The following is an 18,278-nucleotide window of genomic DNA, read 5'->3' as shown; positions in this document are numbered from 1 at the left end:
CTGTGGTGGCTTTTCTTATGTCTGAGCAAAATTGTACAATTTTCCTAAAATTTCAGTATATAAAAAAAGCCTCCCGAAAACGGGAGGCTTTTAAATTATAGCAAATTTTGCTTAGTTTGAGTTTACGACAATTTCGTCCAACTCGTAGGTTCCGTCAAAGGCTTCGTCTCCACTACCAATGTATTTAAAGGCAATGTAACCAGCACCGTCTATACAAGACAAGTCTACGTTACCAGAAGGTATCCAGTCGCCGAAGAATGCACTGTCGTCCACTATATTTGCAGAACTCAAGCTGCTCCAAGTAGCCGAGGTGATGTTAGCAGGGTTCCCGTCCCAATCGCTTGAGAACAATACTTGCATTTCACTACCGTCTGAGAAACTGTTGGATGTTTTGAAATTCAACGTTTCACCATCCTGTGCATTAAAATCTATTTCTGGGGTGATCAACCAGCCAATTGAGCTTGCATCACCCGAGTTAAAGGATCCCATTCTTGCAGAGATACCCAAAGAAGCATTGGTTCCATCATCAAAGAAAGCTTCCCAAGTCTCGGTACCTGCTTCAATATAGTTGGTCCAGCCATTTCCTGTAATAGGAGTTCCTGTGGTTTGAGATTCAAAGAAATCTGTAAACAAGATATTGGTTCCTGTTGTACCTGCAATTCCACAGTCTACAACTGGTGGGTCGCAACGTTCTCCTGTAAAGTTTACATCGTCAAGATCACGTATGGTCAAGATACGCTCGTCTCCAGAGAAATCGTTAGAGTATACAGCGGTTATTTGCCCAGAATCTGGGTCTAGGATTTGAGATTTAAAATCTGCAAATGTACTTGTAAACAAGCGAATATCGCCAGTTTCATCACAGCTCTCAAGGTTACGCTCTCCATCAAAATTATCTCCTGGCTCGCCAGCATACGTTAATCCTAATTGCTGAATGGTAAATTGCATGTCATCCAACTGTACCAAGGTGTTCAAGTCGTCTGCATTCAGTTCGTTTACAGAGACATTAAGTGGCTGAAGCTCTTCTATTTCTTGTCCTCCAACAACAAACAGATCTAAAGAACCATCTGGAATCTTTTCGATTTGTGCTACATTTTGAAGACCAATTGTTAGAATTCCCGAATCTTCGTTTATGGCCAAGCCGTTCAGCTTCACGTACACCTTACGGCCTACTGGAAAGGTTTGATAAATATCGTTCTTGTCCATAATAACACGTAGTCCCAAACGAGGGTTGTTAGGACCTAAGTCTTCGGTTCCAGGGGTGTTCTGGATAAAAATCTCATCGAAGAAGTTTCCTTTCTCGTCGCTTGAAATCACGTATCCTTCTATAATCAAAGGATCCTCATCTGTACCAAATTCTTCATACCCTCCCGCTTGCTGGAATCTTGCACGAACCGCCGCAAAGGTTGTGGTTGCTTGCAATCCTGGATCCAATGGCATAGGCTCACATCTGTCAGGACTGTCAAAATTGATATCTCCCGGCTCGTTTACGTTGAGTACAAACTGCTCTCCAAAGAAATCTCTTGTCAATACTGCAGTGATGCTTCCTGAACCATCAGGAAGGTTCAAGCCTTTAAAGTCTGCAAACGTACTGGTCTGGAAAAGAATAGTTCCTCCATCGTCACTACAGCTCTCAATAATACGGTCTCCGTCAAACTCATCTCCTGGTTCGTTTGCAAAGCTAAGGTCTATTTGGCTTTCGGTAAACTGAGCGTTTGGTAATTGTATCAAGGTGTTTACATCATCCTCGGTAATTTGGCTCAATGTTTTAACCGTTGGTATAATGGTAGCAGTTTCCGAAGAACGGATCAAGAAATCCGCTTCATTAGGAGAAGGTATCTTTTCTATCTGTCCTTCACTCAACACTCCAAGTGTTAACACACCGCTATCCAAACCTACGGTAAGACCATCTAACTTGATGAACACCTTACGGCCCATCTCGTATTTGGTGAATAGTGGGTTTACATCGATCAATACCTTAACACCAGCTTGTGGGTTTTCGGCTGAGTCCTGAAGGATAATTTCTTCGAAAAAGTTTCCACCTTCGTCACTTGAGATTACAAATCCTTCGGCAAATGTATTTGTGGCCTCGTACGTAAAAGTAGATTCTCCTGCTGCAACAGCTTGCTGATAGGAAGAACGTATACTGGACAAGCTCACAATTTCGCCTCCCAGCTCTGGGTCGATAATGGTTGTGTCCGGGGTGTCAAACTCGTCATCCTTAACACAAGATACTGTAGCCACGGTAAGGGCAAATAGTATAAATAGGTTATAAATCTTGAAATGTTTCATTTTTATAGGTGTTTATTTTTTTCAGTAGTATTAAAATCTTACGTAAAGGTTTACGTAGTATGTGGTTCCGTAGCCAAAGAAGTAGCGTGGGCCAAAGATTCTTCCGTTTTCTCTGGAAGCGTCTTCTTTAATATCCCTAAAGTTAGTTAATCTTCCTTGTTCAAAACCACCTGTTTTATAATTTTGGTTTAATATGTTATTAATTGTTGCAAAAAAGCCAACGTAGTAATCGTCTATTTTCCAAGACTTTCCTCCTACTACGTTTACCAAAAAGTAATCGTCAAACTCTTCCTGAGTCAATAGCTCTCTGGCTTCATCTTCAGAATACTCTATAAACGTTTGACCATCGAAATCCTGGCTAAAGTTTGTTGTTCTTGCCAAATTGTTCACGTCTATATACGCATTTGAGAAATAGTTGGTTGTAGCACCAAACCACCAGAAATCTGGATCACGGTACTCAAACCCTAATTGGTAAGCGCGCTCCGGACCACCAGCTACGTGGTAGTTTTCCAGTTTCGTGGTACCATCGCCAAAGGTAAGGTTGCCATCAAAATCGTCACTGGTTAGATACAGGTTGGGATTGTTTGTGTACACATATTGTCCTACAGATGCAGCACCTTTCAGTTTCACTGTTGGTGTTACTTGTGCTTCAATACCCATTTCCACTCCCATATTGCGGGTTTCTATACCCGTAAGTACTTCTTGTACAAAAGCACTCTCCTCTGGACCTCCCAATCCTGTAAGGTTTTCAGTAAAGTAAAAACCTAGGTCTGTAGCATCTGCCTGTCCAATGTAAAACCCAGTAAGCCTAGCCTTTACTATTGGCGAACGGTAAATATAGCTAAGGTCCAGGTTCTGGATCTTCTCTTCTTCAAGTCCTACAATTACATCGTTAGTTTGGCGTGCATTGGAGAATGAATTGCGCAGCGTTGGTGCCTTGGTTAAATAACCCGCGTTAAGATCGATTAAATGGCGACCCGTTACTTTATAGGTTGCACCCCCTTTTATACCGTAGTTGGTAAAACTCAACTCCTCACTCTCACCAAAGGAACGTGCTCCCGGGAAGTTTCCGTTCTCGTAGAGACCGTTACGTTGATACGTTGTGTTTCCTGCAGAAGCACCCACATAAAAGTCTATTTTGTTGTACTTGAATTGTGCCTGTGCAAATCCGGATAGTACATTTGCCATAAGCTCGTAGTTATACTTGTAGCGTTCTCCTTCTTGTACAATTCGGTTTCTGTTGCGAAGGTCGCTTTGTGCAATATCCCCCACAATAATATTTACGTCGTCCTCAGCAAAGAAATCAACATCGAGATATCCTGTACCGCCCAAAAGGTCCTTAAGCAACGCATAGTTTTCGCTCTTTAGGGTACGGTAGTTTATATTTCCGTTCAATGTGATGTTTTCTGAGATCTGACTGCTCAAGATACTGTTGAACGTTATTTGAGTATCATCGTTCCTATCTTCTTGGATAGCGTAGATGGAATTCCCCCCATTTGCTACGTTTGTGGGGTTGGTGTTTGCTGCATAGAGTTCGCTCCAGTCCAACTGACCATCGTTTATAAATTCCTGCTGTGCAAGATATGCCTGTTGATAGTCGAATGCTGTTGGGTTCTCATCCTGAAGGAAAAAGCTTGGTAGCCTTTGGTAATAGTTCCCAAAAGGGTTTCTGGCTCCACCCAGGTAGGCTTCTTGTCCGTTTACAGTAACCAATCTGGTACCTCCGTTATCAATACGGGTGTTTCCAATACTTCCCGTCTGGAAACCAATATTGGTGTTGAGTCTGGTTTTTTCACTGATGTCCCAATAGTGGTTCAGCAAAAATACAGGCTCTTCTATATTTCGTACACGGCTGTTACGAATTTCTCCGTCCTGAAAGCCCCAGTTAGGGTTATAACGTATACCTTTTAGATCCCTTGCCTCTTGGGTTATAGCTGTAGAGCGTCCTCTTCGGTTTGGAGTATAAAAAGCTGAAAAGTTAAGGCTATGTGCATCGTTCAATTTTTTCTCTACGGAAGCATAAAAAGAATTGGCATCGTACAAGGTCCCATCTTGGTACCCTTCCTCCCCATATCTTCTTGAAACCGAAACAGAATAGGCCCAACCGCTTGCCAAGAGACCACTGTTGTAGGTTCCCATGATACGTCCACGGTAGCTTCGGTTAGACGATGCGTAAGATACACGTCCGCCCTGTCGCTCTTGTGAAGCCCTCATAATAATATTGGTAGTTCCGGCAACATCACCAAAGGTATACTCGTTTGCAGTAAGACCCATAGAGAAATCGCGGTTACGCTGTACATCGTTGAGTCCACCCCAGTTGCCCCATTGCGGCCTACCGTTAAACTGTTTGTTCATCTCGACACCATTAATGAGCACTTTTCCATTGGCGTTGTCCAGACCTCGAGGTCTAAAAAAGGTAGCACTAAAGTCGAAGGCCGCAGCATTCAGGAATACGTCCCTGGAAGCTTGCAATAATCCAGAAATGTTGAATGCGGTACCCTCGTCTTGGTTAAGCTCATTATCACTTAAGCTTATAATACCTATTTGTGCTTCAATATCTGAAAGATCCACCTCAAAAAGGATAGGATCTAAATTGATAGTTGTCCCATTTTGAATGGTAATAGGAATACGTTTTGTAACATACCCAGCCTTGGAAACTACTAAAACTTGCTCCCCTTGTGGGAGGTCTGTCCCAGAGATGGAGAACATACCCTGTGCATCGGTTTCTGTGTTAAAGATACTTGAGAGGATACGAATCTCTGTATCCGGAACGGGTTCCGTAGCGTCTGAATCTATTACTTTTCCCTTAACTACTGCTTCTTGAGCAAAGAGTGAGGCACTCCCCAAAAGAAACAATGCTAAGGCTGTAAAGAAGTTTTTCATTCGATTAAAAATTGTTTATTATTAAATTGTTATTTAAGGGGTGCAAACTTACTGCTTTAAAATGAAATATTTACTTTTGGCGCAAGTTTTGATTAACACTTTACACAAACTTAATATTATATATATTCTATGAAATTGATCCATTGTTTCTTAATTGGTCTTATTGGGTTTACAACACTCACAAATGCCCAGGAAAAAAAACAGTACAAAGTAAATACAGTTGCATTCTACAACCTGGAAAACCTTTTCGATTATGAGGACGACCCCATAACGTTCGATGATGATAGGACCCCAGATGGGAAAGACCATTGGACCGAAGAAATATACAACGCCAAGCTTAAGAATATGGCAAAGGTAATTGCCGAAATCGGTGCTGATGTTACCGGAACTGCCCCAGCAATTATAGGTGTGTGCGAGACAGAGAATAGAAGGGTACTTGAAGACTTAGTAAACCAAGAACCGCTGTTAAAAAAGGATTATGGTATTATACAGTTCGACTCGCCAGACCGCCGTGGAATTGACGTTGCACTACTGTACCAAAAAAGATTGTTCACCCCAACACATTATAAAGCATACCCTCTGGTAATTTATGATAATAACGACACTAGCAAGCGTATCTATACACGTGACCAACTGTTGGTAAGCGGCATGTTGGATGGTGAAAAAATGCATTTTATAGTAAACCACTGGCCATCCCGAAGTGGTGGAGAAGCCAGAAGCCGTTCCAAGCGCGAAAAAGCCGCAAAACTAAATAGACGCATTATAGATTCACTCTTTTCTGATGATCCATACGCAAAGATTATTACTATGGGAGACCTTAACGATGACCCTACCAACTCCAGCGTAAAAGAATATCTAAAAGCCAAGGCAGATAAAGAGGATTTACAGATAAAACAACTTTACAACCCTATGGAAGATATGTTCAAGAAAGGGTTGGGTACTTTGGCTTGGCGTGACGGCTGGAACCTATTTGACCAAATGATCCTCTCTACCGAATTACTCAAGGACGATTATTCTAGCTATCGCTTTTACCAAGCAGGGATTTACAATAAATCGTATTTGGCCAACCCAAGAGGAAGGTACAAAGGCTACCCATACCGAAGTTTCACCAGCGGAAGCTTCACTGGGGGCTATAGCGACCACTTTCCGGTATTTCTCTATTTGATCAAGGAAGTACAGTAACAGAACCCTCTTTTAAAGCAAAAAACCCAGAGTACTTTAAATTGCTCTGGGTTTTTATATTGAGGTAGTTTTTCTACAAATCCAGCCACTGTGCCCAAGGGATTCTAGAAAGCATCAATAGTAATGCTATGGTATAAAAAATAGCCAAAGCCTTAAACTTGGGCTTGCTCACCAACTTCTTTTTATGTTTGGAATACCCAATGGTAATAAAGACTACTGTAAGTATCATTACGATGGGATGCTCGACTGCATATAGCCTAAACAAGCTATTCCCCATTACTTCACCCATACCATTATTGGTAATGTTCTGCAACCCCAATGGCGAGACAAAATACAATACAAGGCCAATTAAAAATTGAATGTGCGTTGTAATAAGTGCGAATAATGCTAGCCTAAAGTCCTTTGGACCGTATTCTTTGTTGCCCATAAAGCCGGCAATGGCATTAATGGTCGCAATAAGCACCACAAAAAGTACCAAATAGGCCCAATAAGAATGTATAAATTGAATGGTTGTGTACATAGTCTTTGGTTTAATTTCTCTGTAAAGGTAGCTATATTTCCAAAAAAACCGCTCCTGTTGGGGAGCGGTTCTGTAAATTGGTATGTAGTAAGGATTAGTTGAACAAATAACGAAGTCCAATCTGCATTTGCCATCTAGATGAAGCGATACCACTATCGTCAATGTCTCCCAATCTATCGTCTTCAAAATTTCTCGCATCAAAGGTGAACACGGGGTCCGGACCTCCAGATACCGTGGTCAATGGTGCAATTTCACCAAAGTTTGGAGCAAATTCACGTACGCCCCATTCCTTGTTCAAAAGGTTGGTAAAGTTGAAGATATCCAAAGACGCCTGCAATGTATGCTTGGTGTTGCCTGTTGTGATTGAAAAATCCTGCAAGAATTTTAGGTCCAGAATGTGCGACCAGTTCAATCGCGAGCCGTTTCTTTCGGCATAACCACCTCTACGGGTTCTTAGGTATTCATCATTTTCGATGAAGGCATTAAACTGCTCCCACTGCTGTTCGGGCGTGGCAATTACGTTTCCTTCAGAATCGGTAAGGTTTGCAAATGTGATTTCAGAAGAATTTTCCGGCACATAGATAAGTGCGTTGTCACGAGAATCGTCGTTAAGAAGATCTCTACCTTCATTATAGATAAAACTGAAAGGTTGCCCATCCAATCCTTCGTAGAACAACCCTATTGTTGTTTTTACGTTTTCACTCCACTTTAGCTCATACGATGCATTGGCCGAAATCCTGTGCCCGAGTGAGAATGAAGATTCCGTAGCCTCCAGGCGAGAGTTTTTACCATTTACGGTAATTTGGTTTCTCCACTGAGAGGTGTTTTGGGAAGAGGTTCCTTCAAAAATCTTGAAAGACTCACCATAGGAATACGAAACTTGACCTTGGAAACCATTCTGGAATGGCTTTCTAAGGCTCACGGTAGCGTTGTATGCGTGTCCCTCTCCTGTATTGCTTGCCAGGATTATACTTCCATAAGTGTCGTCAATTGCATCGCCCCTATCATAAAATGGTCTGTTATCTCCAGAACCGTTAAGGGTACCCACTGGGCCTTTAATATTCAGGTTTTCGTAATAAATATCAGTAATTACATCGGTGTAAAGAAAATCTCCACTTACTATCAAATTCCAGAACGGTAGCTTTTGGTCTACACCAATATTGTATTTCATTACCTGTGGCAACTTAAAACCTTTAGCAAATAAATCTACATTACCTCCTACAGTTTCAGACCCTACAGAATTATCTGGGTTTGGAGTTGGGGCTGGGTCTTCAAACTGATTGTTGATGTTAGGCTCAAACGGTTGTCCAATCTCAAAATTGAATCCTCCCGTAACACCGTTGTTGTTGTATGTCCCTCCAGGCCATACCAACGGCACCCTTGAGGTAAATACACCCAGTCCTCCACGAACCTGTGTCTTGTTGTTGTCCTTAACATCCCAGTTAAATCCTAATCTGGGCGAAAGGTGTAATTTAGGGTCTATTGCCTGGCCCACTTTTGCATCTTGTAAATCTTTCCCAAAGCTCTCCAAGATTGGGATGGTCCTCTCGTTAAAATCGTTGTTCACCCTTCCATCTTCCCAATATGGAATATCTGCCCTTATACCGTATGTGAACTTAAAGTTGTTACCAAACTGTATCTCGTCCTGCGCATAAAAAGCTACTTGAGTTAAGCTGAATTCTGAAGCTCCCGCAGATTCGTCACCAACAGTGCCATCGCCAACAAGTGAATACCCGTGTTGGTACACATCGGCATCTTGCCCGGTCAAGAACTGATTTAAACCGCTTGATATTAAATTGTTGTCATCGTCAAATTGATCTTCAAAAGTATAGTCTCCATAGTTGAAGGCGAAGAACAGGTTTTTAGACTTACTATGCTCCAGATTAGCTCCCAGGGTAATGGTGTGTGCGCCCGAGTAGATCTCTAGATTATTGTTTACGGTAAAAATATCTTGGTCCAACAAATTAGCAGTGGAGAAAGGCTCAGCCCCAAAAGTAATGGTTCCAATCCCATCCTGTATATCTACACTGGGGAAAGGGCTTCCTGAAGGGTCACGATCGTCCCTTACGGCTGTATATCCAAGGACCAACTTGTTAGAGACCTTATCGCTAATGTTAGAGTTCCATTCTAATGCCGAAGAATTTGTAGTAGATTCGAACTGCTCTGAACCATTTATAAATCCTATATTCCTGTTGTTCGAGCTACGGGCCTCCAGGTTTTCTGCCGTTACCAAACCGTGACGGAAGGATATCTTGTTGTTATCGTTTACGTTCCAGTCTATCTTTGCGGTAAACTTGTTACTGGTAAGTGTTCTTGTGTTCGCATTGAACCCTCCAGGATCGTATCCGTAGGTATTTATTAAAAAGTTTCTTAGGTTGTCAATATCTGCTGCGCTTGAACGGCCTTCATAATTACCAAAATTAAAGGGTTGCGGAGTTTCATCGTCCTGTCTCTCATAATTTACGAAGAAGAACAATTTATCCTTAATGATGGGCCCTCCAAGTCGCATACCGTAGGTTTTTGCTGAAAATTCGTCAAGCTTTTCACGCTCGCCGTCCTCTTCGACCAAATCTACTGGGGTTTTCCCAGCTAAGCTCTCGTTTCTTAAAAACCCATATACCGAACCTTTGAAGGTGTTGGTTCCAGAACGGGTAATGGCACTTATGGAACCTCCTGAAAATCCAGATTGGCGTACATCAAAAGGCGCAATGTTCACTTGAAAACTTTCAATAGCGTCCACCGAAAAAGGGTTTACCCCAGTTTGTCCACCATTGGTTCCAGATCCCGCAAGACCAAACACGTCGTTATTCACGGCACCATCAATATAAATAGCATTGTAGCGATTGTTCTGTCCGGCCAATGAGATAGAGAACCCGTCGTCGCCCTCGGTTAATTGCGCTTGTGGTGTTACCCTAACAAAATCTGCTATGGAACGTGACGCAGCTGGCAGGGTTAGGATGTCCCTCTCTGTTACGGTAGTTTCGGTTCCTGTTCTATTGCTGTCAAAAACGTTATCCCTTTGGGCCGTGATCAACACTTCCTCAAGAGCGTTGGCCTCTTCGGACATTTGCGGGCTTATTCGTTGCGAATCCCCAAGCTGAAGGTATACTTCATTCTTTATATATTCAGCAAATCCCACATATGTTATGGTAACGGTATATGGACCTCCAGGTCTCATATTGGGCACGCGGTAGTACCCATCAAAATCGGTTATTGCGCCATACTTTGTTCCCGATGGAACGTGTAGGGCCACAATATTTGCGCCAACTAATGGCTCCCCATTTGTGTCGGTCACTTGACCATTTATTGCAGAAGTTGTGAGACCCTGTGAAAAGCCTGAAAATAACCCTGCAAAAAACAAAGTAATAAGTAAAAGTTTTCTCATAGTTGTTAGAGTTTAAAAGTTAGCGCAAAATTACGCCGTATAGCTATGGGCAATGCATAGGCAACGTTAAGAAAACGCTAACAAATTATTAGATACCTAAATGTAACACAAAATACACAACAAATTGATTTGCAGCATTTTAGTTAACAACAGGTTTTCAACAACTAGAAAAAATATAATTTAATACTGAATACAGTCCAAGCGCTCTTTAAGGGAGGGGATAAAGTTGAAGTATGCCTCGCGATACTCTTCTTCTAAGGGAGAGGACATGGGAAGGTCCTGCTTAAAGGGGTCCACTTGTTTTCCATGTTTCCAAAAGCGGTAACAAACGTGTGGGCCTCCGGTATTTCCAGTCATCCCAACCCAACCTATTACCTCGCCTTGGCGCACGTACTCTCCAACTCGCACCTTGCGTCTTTTCATATGCAGGTATTGTGTCTCGTAGGTGCTATTGTGCTTTATTTTCACATAGTTACCGTTACCGCCACGACGTTCAGATTTTGTGACCACACCATCTGCAGTAGCAACAATGGGAGTGCCAATAGCCGCTGCAAAATCGGTTCCTTTGTGAGGGCGCAGTTTGTAGCCGTAATATTTTATACGGCGTTTCAAATTATAACGGGAGGAGATTCGGTAGTTGAACTCAATGGGCGATTTTAGGAAAGCCCTTCGAAGGTTGTCGCCATTTTCATCATAGTAATCGACCACACGGTTTATGCTATCTTTTTCATATTGGAAGGCATAAAGAGGCTTTCCACGGTGTTCGAAATATGCTGCCTTAATTTCGTCTATCCCAGCGGGAATGGTATCGTTTATATATTTTTCGGTATAGATGAGCTTGAAATTATCCCCTTTTTGCAGTCCATAGAAGTTTACCGTCCAAGCAAAGATACTGGCCATTCGGTCCGTGAGATTGGGACTCAAGTTATTTTCCTGCATGGTCATGGAGAGCGAGTTGGTGATAACACCCGAAACTTCCCTTTCTTTGGTGGAAACGGGTTGTTCGGCCGTGAACACCTGTAGTGTGTCCCTAAAATCTACCACCGCATAGTCCACTTTGTTCTTTTGGTAGATGAACACTTCGGTCTTGTTCAATGAATCCTTGGAATTGAGCAGCACATAGGGCTTTCCCACTACAATTCTACGAACATCAAAACTGTCCCTAAATTTTGAGGCAACCTCCAGGATGTCCTGGTTGGACACCCCGTAGGCATCCAAGATATCGCCAAAGGTATCCCCCGGCTGTATGGTGTCGCGCACCACGTTGAAATCGTTCAGGTTAAACCCGAATTCTTCCAAAACAATGGGGACGGGTTCTGGTGTGTATTCAATAATTTCAGTATCTGTATCTTCACAAGAGATGAAGAATAGAAGGATGGGGAGTAGGCTAACAAGGTATTTCAAGGCTGCACTATTTTTGCTCAATCTGTCATTAATTTTATATGTCTTCTCCCCATGTGTCCAGTTCTTCTTGGGTCCAGACTGCGGGGAAAAAAATTCGTTTCTGGTATTTTGGGTGCATGTACTTTGCCCATTCACTACCGCCAGTGGCTGTTTCGGGTTGTTCGCCGTGGTTAAGGTACTTTGCAGCAGTATTGTAATGTGCCATCACCCAAGTTATGTTTATGGTTCTGTCTAAATGCCGCATAGCTTTAACTAGCTTTTCATCTTTTCTGGCTTCTTCGGGCAATGCCAAGAACCGTGCATATACGTTTATAGTATTGTATTCTTTCATGAAACGTATAAACTCCTTTCTATATTTTGCCTCGAACTGGCTAAGGGTATAACTTTTTTTTCCGGTGTGGTAATCTTTCCCTGCAGCTTGCCAGTACAAATGTTCAAAGGCGTGTGAAAATGGGGTGTTACGGTCTATGGTTTTTCTGAACCGTGCATCAATGAGCTGCAACAAATCTGTACAGGCGAACTCGATCTTTCTATATTGGGCACTCTGGAAACCACTTGCTGGTGCCAGGGTATTTCTAAATTTTAGGTACTGTTCCACCTCCATTCCTTGGGTCATGATCTGAAACGAAGAGGTCAACATATCGAAATATCTACTAATCCTTCCCAGTCTTTCGGAAAAGAACTGTGCCGTTAAGCCTTCTTTATATGAAATTTGACGTATCTCCCACAGCATCATCTTGAACAGTAATTCGTTTACTTGATGGTACATAATAAAGACCATCTCGTCCGGAAAGGTGGTTTCTTGTCGCTGAAGGCTCAATAAGGCATCGGTCTGGATATAGTCCCAATAGTTAATGGGTTTGCTATGCAAGAGCCCTTCTAGGTGGGTGTTGATATCTTGGTCCAGCAACTGGTATTTTTCTTCCAATTGCTTGAGTAATTCCTGTGTTTCTTCGGCTTTGTTTTTCACGGTGCTAATCTACAACAATTCTGAAAGAATGCCTTAGCCCTTTAAACTGAACCAGGCTTGCTTTTAGGGAACCAACGGCAAGATCTGCTTTAATGAGGACTGGCATTTTATTTCCATCGTCTGTGACCCACACCGTTAAACTTTCTTTTTCCTTGAATACCCGTCCCGCTTGTACGTAGGGTCTGAATTTTAGGGTGGGTACACTGCCAAATTCGGTTTTCAATATTTCACGACCCAAAAATTTCAGTTTAAATTTATAGGCTTCGTCATCAAAAAACATATCCATGTTTATGGTTTCGCCTATCTGGATGCTTTCGGTATCCAGATTATTCCGAAGGTAATAAAACGCAGACACCATATCCTGTGCGTCTTTTGGGAAATCTATCAAGGTCTTGGTTTGGTGTTTTTTATTGTGTACCAACGCCTTGCCTGAGACATGGTCGAAATCTATCTCAATATCCTTGGTGTGGCCGCCTTCGTCTATCTTGCGAATAAATTTATACGGAATATCCTTTTGTTTGTCTACATACGAGTCGTAATAATCTTCAACCTTAAAGAAGAAACGTGAGGCACCTGTGGTCTCGCCCACTCCTTTTATGTGGTACACTTCCTTACCATTTAAAACTGTATCATCTACTTGTAGGGTAGCATAGCCAGCAGTTATGAAACCATAATGAATCCTGAACTTGAACCACTCGCCATCGCCATAGGCTTTATCTTGTGCCGAAGCAATTGTAACAGCAACTACCAAAAGGATTGTGAGTATTTTTTTCATAGCTTATTTTTAGGGCTTTGTGTTTCAAATTACAAGGATTGTTCCAAAAAAATAAAACCCCACCTTTAAACGATGGAGTTTTATTTTTGTTACCTGTAGATTATAGCGTACCTCTTTTTGCCTGTTGACGCTCAATGGCCTCAAAAAGTGCTTTAAAGTTACCTACGCCAAAGCTCTGTGCTCCTTTTCGCTGGATGATCTCTATGAACATCGTGGGCCTGTCCAACACATTGTTTGTGAAGAGTTGCAACAAATAACCTTCTTCGTCACGGTCTATCAAGATACCGTGCTCCTTTAGTAGGGAAATGTCCTCGTCAATTTCACCCACACGTTCGGTAATATCGTCGTAATAGGTATCTGGCACATATAGGAACTCGACACCCCGGTCGCGCATGGCTGAAACGGTTGCAACAATATCGTCTGTTGCCAAGGCCAAATGTTGTACCCCCGGTCCATTGTAAAAGTCCAGATATTCTTCAATCTGTGATTTTTTCTCTGCTTCGGCGGGTTCGTTTATGGGGAACTTTATACGACCGTTGCCGTTGCTCATCACCTTACTCATAAGAGCTGTATACTCAGTAGATATATCGTCGTCTGCAAAGGAGATAATTTGCGCAAAGCCCATTACTTCGGCATAAAACTTACACCATTTGTTCATTTCGTTCCAGCCCACGTTACCTACAATATGATCAATAAATTTAAGACCTACTGGCTCTGGGTTGTAATGCGATTCCCACTCAACAAATCCTGGGAGGAAGATACCGTTGTAATGTTTTCTTTCCACGAAAATATGGACGGTCTCGCCATAGGTATAGATACCAGATTTTATAACGTGGCCGTGCTCGTCTTCTTCTTTTTTAGGTTCAAAATAGGGTTTTGCACCTCTTTTTGTGGTTTCTTCAAAAGCTTTGGCGGCATCGTCCACCCAAAGTGCGATCACTTTTGCAGCATCGCCGTGCTCTTCGAGGTGGCGATTTATTTCACCGCCCTTGTTGAGTGGCGAAGTGAGCACCAAACGGATTTTATCTTGTTGCAACACATAGGAGACACGATCTTTTAGTCCCGTTTCCAAGCCTGCATAGGCTAATGATTGAAAGCCAAATGCTGTTTTGTAAAAGTGGGCGGCTTGTTTTGCGTTGCCTACATATAGCTCTACATAATCTGTTCCCAGAAGCGGAAGGAAATCCTCGGCTTCATCGAACAATTTTTTGAGTCCGAATTCGGTATTTTGAAGGTCTTTTAGGTTTTTTATTTCTTTTGGCATGATTGTATTGTTTTAATTGCTATTTATACTTCCGGTTTATTAATTGAAAATAATGATAGCAGTTACCACATGGCTCGAAAGTGCGGTAGCATTTCGTTTCGGTATGTAAAAAATATTCTCTTATTTATGATTTTCATCCAACCAAGATTGATAATAGGTTTCATCTGCAATTTTTAGGGCTTCTTCGGTCACCATGAGTGGCTTAAAGGTATCTACCATTACGGCGAGCTCGTCTGTCTTTACTTTACCAATGCTACGCTCCACGCTGCCAGGATGCGGCCCGTGGGGGATTCCTGCCGGGTGAAGGGAAATGTGTCCTGCATCCACATCGTTGCGGCTCATAAAATCACCGTCTACATAATACAACACCTCATCACTATCTATATTGCTATGGTTGTATGGTGCGGGAATGCTTTTTGGGTGATAATCGTACAATCTGGGCACAAAACTACACACTACAAAAGCATCGGTCTCAAATGTTTGGTGAACCGGTGGCGGCTGGTGGATACGTCCCGTTATGGGTTCGAAATCGTGAATGGAAAAAGCATAGGGATAGTTGTAACCATCGTACCCAACCACATCGAACGGGTGGGATGCATACACCATTTCAATAATCTCATCGGCTTTTTTAATTTTCATCAAAAATTCGCCATTTTCATTGTTGGTTTCCAGCTCGTAAGGTTTGCGGATATCACGCTCGCAAAAGGGGGAGTGTTCCAGCAATTGCCCAAACCAGTTTCGGTAGCGTTTGGGTGTATAAATGGGACGGCGGGATTCTACGATAAATAGCCTATTGTCTTCAGTATCAAACTGCATTTTATATATCATGCCTCGTGGGATCACAAGGTAGTCGCCGTATTTAAAATCAAGATTTCCAAGGTGGGTGCGCAATTTTCCGCTTCCTTTATGTACAAAGATAAGTTCGTCAGCATCGGTATTCTTGTAGAAATATTTTTCTTGGCTCTCTTGCGGAGCTGCTAAGATTATGGTGCAATCGCTATTCGTCAACACTGCTTTGCGGCTGTCCAGATAATCTTTTTCTGGAGCAACTTGAAATCCTTTAAAACGATACGATTGTATATTGTTCTTCTTCGCAATTTTTGGAGCTACATTGTACTGCTTTTTTATTTCCTTTACCTGTGTGGGACGTTGCTCATGGTAGGAGTTGCTGTACATGCCGTCGAAACCACTGGTACCGAACAATTGCTCGGCATACAAACTGCCATCTTCCTTTCTGAATTGAGTATGTCGCTTGGGCGGTATTTTTCCTAGTGTATGGTAAAAAGGCATAGTTACTTGTGTTTGTTACAAATATCGGAAAATTTTACCGCAGTTTATGATAAGGGATTATTAAAACTTAAACCCTGCGCTCACGTGCCATTCGCTCTCATCACGCTCTGGAGAATAGGCATATTTTATCTGAAGGGGGCCCAAGAACGTTTCCAACCCGTACCCCAAGGCAAAACCGCTATAGTCCACACCGTCTATCCAGCCCCTGTTTTCGAAAAGATTATCGCCAATATTACTAATATTCGCAGCAAGATTGATATGGTTCTTTTTGAAGATCTCGTAATCGAAGGTCAAGCCGCTTTTTAGGTAAGTATTACCTCGAAGGGACAAGGCTTCGTAGCCATAAAATGGAACTATATTATTAATTTCCTTGAAACCGAAACCACCCATAAAAAAGTCCAAAGAGCGAGTATCGTTGTTCCCTATTTTAAAGCCCCCCTCGGTTGTGAGTTGTGCTGTAAATTTCCCGATAGATTTTGCGTACCCTGCTTTTGCTTTTGCAATACTGAAACTTTCAAAATCCTCGTTAAGTCCCTCACCAAAAAGATACAGGTGAAAATCTCCCGAGAAGAAAACACCCTCTTTTGGGAAAAACGTATTGTCGTACGTATCGTACACCAAATATCCGTAGGTGCTAAAGTAATTGGTGTTCTCAAAAACCGTTTGCGCATTGTTGTCTTGGTCTACCCCAATGGTCTTGGATAGGTAGCGGAGTTTTTTATGTTCTGCACCTATTCCCAATAAAAAAGTTCGTCTAAAGAGGGTTTCAAAATAAATCTGGTTGGTAATATCACTGTATTCCAGTTCTATCTCGTTGAGCGAGGTTTGCACTCCTTCCTCTTCCACTAAGTTTTCTGAAAAGATGAACGACACGGGCACATTCTTATCGAAAAAATCGAAACTTGAGTTCAGCCCTATACTCCAGTAGTAGCCCTTATCTATATAATAATTGAAGTTATATCGTATGTTATCGCCCACGATAAAATCAAGGGAAGCAATATCGTTATTGGTCAACAGCCGTTTGCGGGTTACGTTCAACAGGGCTCCGGTTCTATATAAATCGTCATAATGTGCGCCTAACCTGAGAAGTGTTTTAATGTTACTCTCCCTAAGCTGAAAACTAACTTTATACATGCCTTCGCCATCCTCTATGAGCCTATAGTTTATATCCTGAAAATTCCCTGTGGCTGAAAGATTGTTTATTCCTTCGTTAAAACTTTGATAGGTAACTTTTGCAGGGATTTTTAGTTTTAGTTTCCCCAATACGTAGGCTCTTGTGTAATTTTCCAGACCATCAACTTCTACCTTGGTGATGTACAGTGAGGTTTCTTTATTAAATTCAACTTTTTGTTGTTCTTTGGGTTTTTGCCGTGCAGCCAATGCTTGCAGTTCTTCCATCTTTAAACTGGCTTCGTCATAGCCGGCCTCTATAATTTTTTCACCATCGTTGAAAGCTATAACCGTAAAATCCACGATATTTGGGTTCAGATAGATATCGGTCTTCTTCCGTTTTTCTTTCATATCGTTTATGGTGCGGAAGTTATTTATCTGTGTTAACACTTCTAGCCCAGAGCGTAGGTTTGTCCTGTCCCTCAGGCTATCCTGTACATCTACCCCAATGATGATGTCCATCCCCTTGGCCCTTATTTCATCTACGGGATAATTGTTCACCACACCGCCATCCACCATGAGCACATCATCTATATACACAGGGCTGAACAGCGAGGGTAATGCTCCACTGGCCGAGATAGCCCTGGGCAGATAACCTTCTTCCAAAACAACCGCTTTACCATTCTCAATATTCGTGGCAACGCATAAAAATGGTGTGGGAAGTTCACCAAAATCCTTAACATTGCTCACATGATTTGTTAACTTACTGAAGAGGTTGTACACATTTTGCCCTTTGCTAATGCCCGATGGCAACCTGACCTGGAACCCCTCAAAAGGTAGGGTGATGGCATACTTATCGGTTTCATTTTTCTCGTAAAAGGTTTTGGCACTACGCGGAATATCATCTTGTATCAACTTGTCGAAATCTACCGCACGGAACATAGAGTCCAATTGCTTGGCCGTGTACCCTGAAGCATATAGCCCTCCAATGATAGCACCCATGCTGGTACCGCCAATATAATCTATGCGCACACCTGCTTCCTCAATTTTTTTGAGCACTCCAATATGTGCGAGCCCCTTGGCACCACCGCCACTGAGCACCAGTCCTACTTTTGGATTATCGGGTATGGTGTCCTGTGCGGAAATTTGAACTACCGCAAAAAAACAGACGATTATTTGAATGATTCTTTTCAAAGAATTTTTTCT

11 protein-coding genes are annotated in these 18,278 nt (G+C 42.2%); 1 reads left to right on the top strand and 10 read right to left on the bottom strand.

Annotated features, from left to right (window positions below; all coding sequences use genetic code 11):
* Positions 1-111: 111 nt before the first annotated feature.
* Together C8D94_RS02930 and C8D94_RS02925 are read right to left on the bottom strand one after the other, a co-directional pair.
* Positions 112-2,289, bottom strand: coding sequence for a DUF5689 domain-containing protein (locus tag C8D94_RS02930; protein ID WP_115122394.1), 2,178 nt, complete (start codon positions 2,287-2,289; stop codon positions 112-114).
* A gap of 30 nt (positions 2,290-2,319) precedes the next feature.
* Entirely contained in the window at positions 2,320-5,172 is a 2,853-nt protein-coding gene (locus C8D94_RS02925; RefSeq protein ID WP_115122393.1) for a carboxypeptidase-like regulatory domain-containing protein, read from the bottom strand.
* A gap of 129 nt (positions 5,173-5,301) precedes the next feature.
* Here C8D94_RS02925 and C8D94_RS02920 point away from each other — a divergent pair, with 129 nt between their 5' ends.
* Positions 5,302-6,354 (top strand): endonuclease/exonuclease/phosphatase family protein, encoded by a 1,053-nt coding sequence (locus C8D94_RS02920; RefSeq protein ID WP_115122392.1) that lies wholly within the window; start codon positions 5,302-5,304, stop codon positions 6,352-6,354.
* Positions 6,355-6,427: 73 nt separating this feature from the next.
* On the opposite strand, the gene C8D94_RS02915 is transcribed toward C8D94_RS02920, so the two are convergent.
* The 8 genes from C8D94_RS02915 to C8D94_RS02880 all read right to left on the bottom strand — a co-directional run bounded on the left by C8D94_RS02915 (position 6,428) and on the right by C8D94_RS02880 (position 18,266).
* On the bottom strand, positions 6,428-6,874 hold the full coding sequence (locus C8D94_RS02915) for a hypothetical protein (RefSeq protein ID WP_115122391.1): 447 nt from the start codon (positions 6,872-6,874) through the stop codon (positions 6,428-6,430).
* 94 nt (positions 6,875-6,968) lie between these two features.
* A complete protein-coding gene (locus C8D94_RS02910) occupies positions 6,969-10,259 on the bottom strand; it encodes a TonB-dependent receptor (protein WP_115122390.1) in 3,291 nt (1,096 codons plus the stop codon).
* A gap of 180 nt (positions 10,260-10,439) precedes the next feature.
* Complete coding sequence (locus C8D94_RS02905) at positions 10,440-11,684, bottom strand: M23 family metallopeptidase (protein ID WP_245946175.1); 1,245 nt, start codon at positions 11,682-11,684, stop codon at positions 10,440-10,442.
* Positions 11,685-11,697: 13 nt separating this feature from the next.
* Entirely contained in the window at positions 11,698-12,633 is a 936-nt protein-coding gene (locus C8D94_RS02900; RefSeq protein WP_115122389.1) for a tryptophan 2,3-dioxygenase family protein, read from the bottom strand.
* 4 nt (positions 12,634-12,637) lie between these two features.
* Positions 12,638-13,408 carry a DUF3108 domain-containing protein gene (locus C8D94_RS02895; RefSeq protein WP_115122388.1) on the bottom strand — a complete coding sequence of 257 codons (771 nt, stop codon included), beginning with the start codon at positions 13,406-13,408 and terminating at the stop codon, positions 12,638-12,640.
* 100 nt (positions 13,409-13,508) lie between these two features.
* Complete coding sequence (gene hppD, locus C8D94_RS02890) at positions 13,509-14,672, bottom strand: 4-hydroxyphenylpyruvate dioxygenase (protein WP_115122387.1); 1,164 nt, start codon at positions 14,670-14,672, stop codon at positions 13,509-13,511.
* A 120-nt stretch (positions 14,673-14,792) separates the two neighbouring features.
* Entirely contained in the window at positions 14,793-15,962 is a 1,170-nt protein-coding gene (locus C8D94_RS02885) for a homogentisate 1,2-dioxygenase (RefSeq protein WP_115122386.1), read from the bottom strand.
* Between the two features lie 60 nt (positions 15,963-16,022).
* Positions 16,023-18,266: a patatin-like phospholipase family protein gene (locus C8D94_RS02880; protein WP_115122385.1), complete on the bottom strand. Its 2,244-nt coding sequence runs from the start codon at positions 18,264-18,266 to the stop codon at positions 16,023-16,025.
* Between the last annotated feature and the right edge of the window lie 12 nt (positions 18,267-18,278).

Origin of the sequence: Marinirhabdus gelatinilytica (assembly GCF_003353425.1) — a bacterium.
GTDB classification, from domain to species: domain Bacteria; phylum Bacteroidota; class Bacteroidia; order Flavobacteriales; family Flavobacteriaceae; genus Marinirhabdus; species Marinirhabdus gelatinilytica.
Note: the sequence above shows the minus strand (reverse complement) of the source record. Positions and strands in the feature narration are given on the sequence as shown.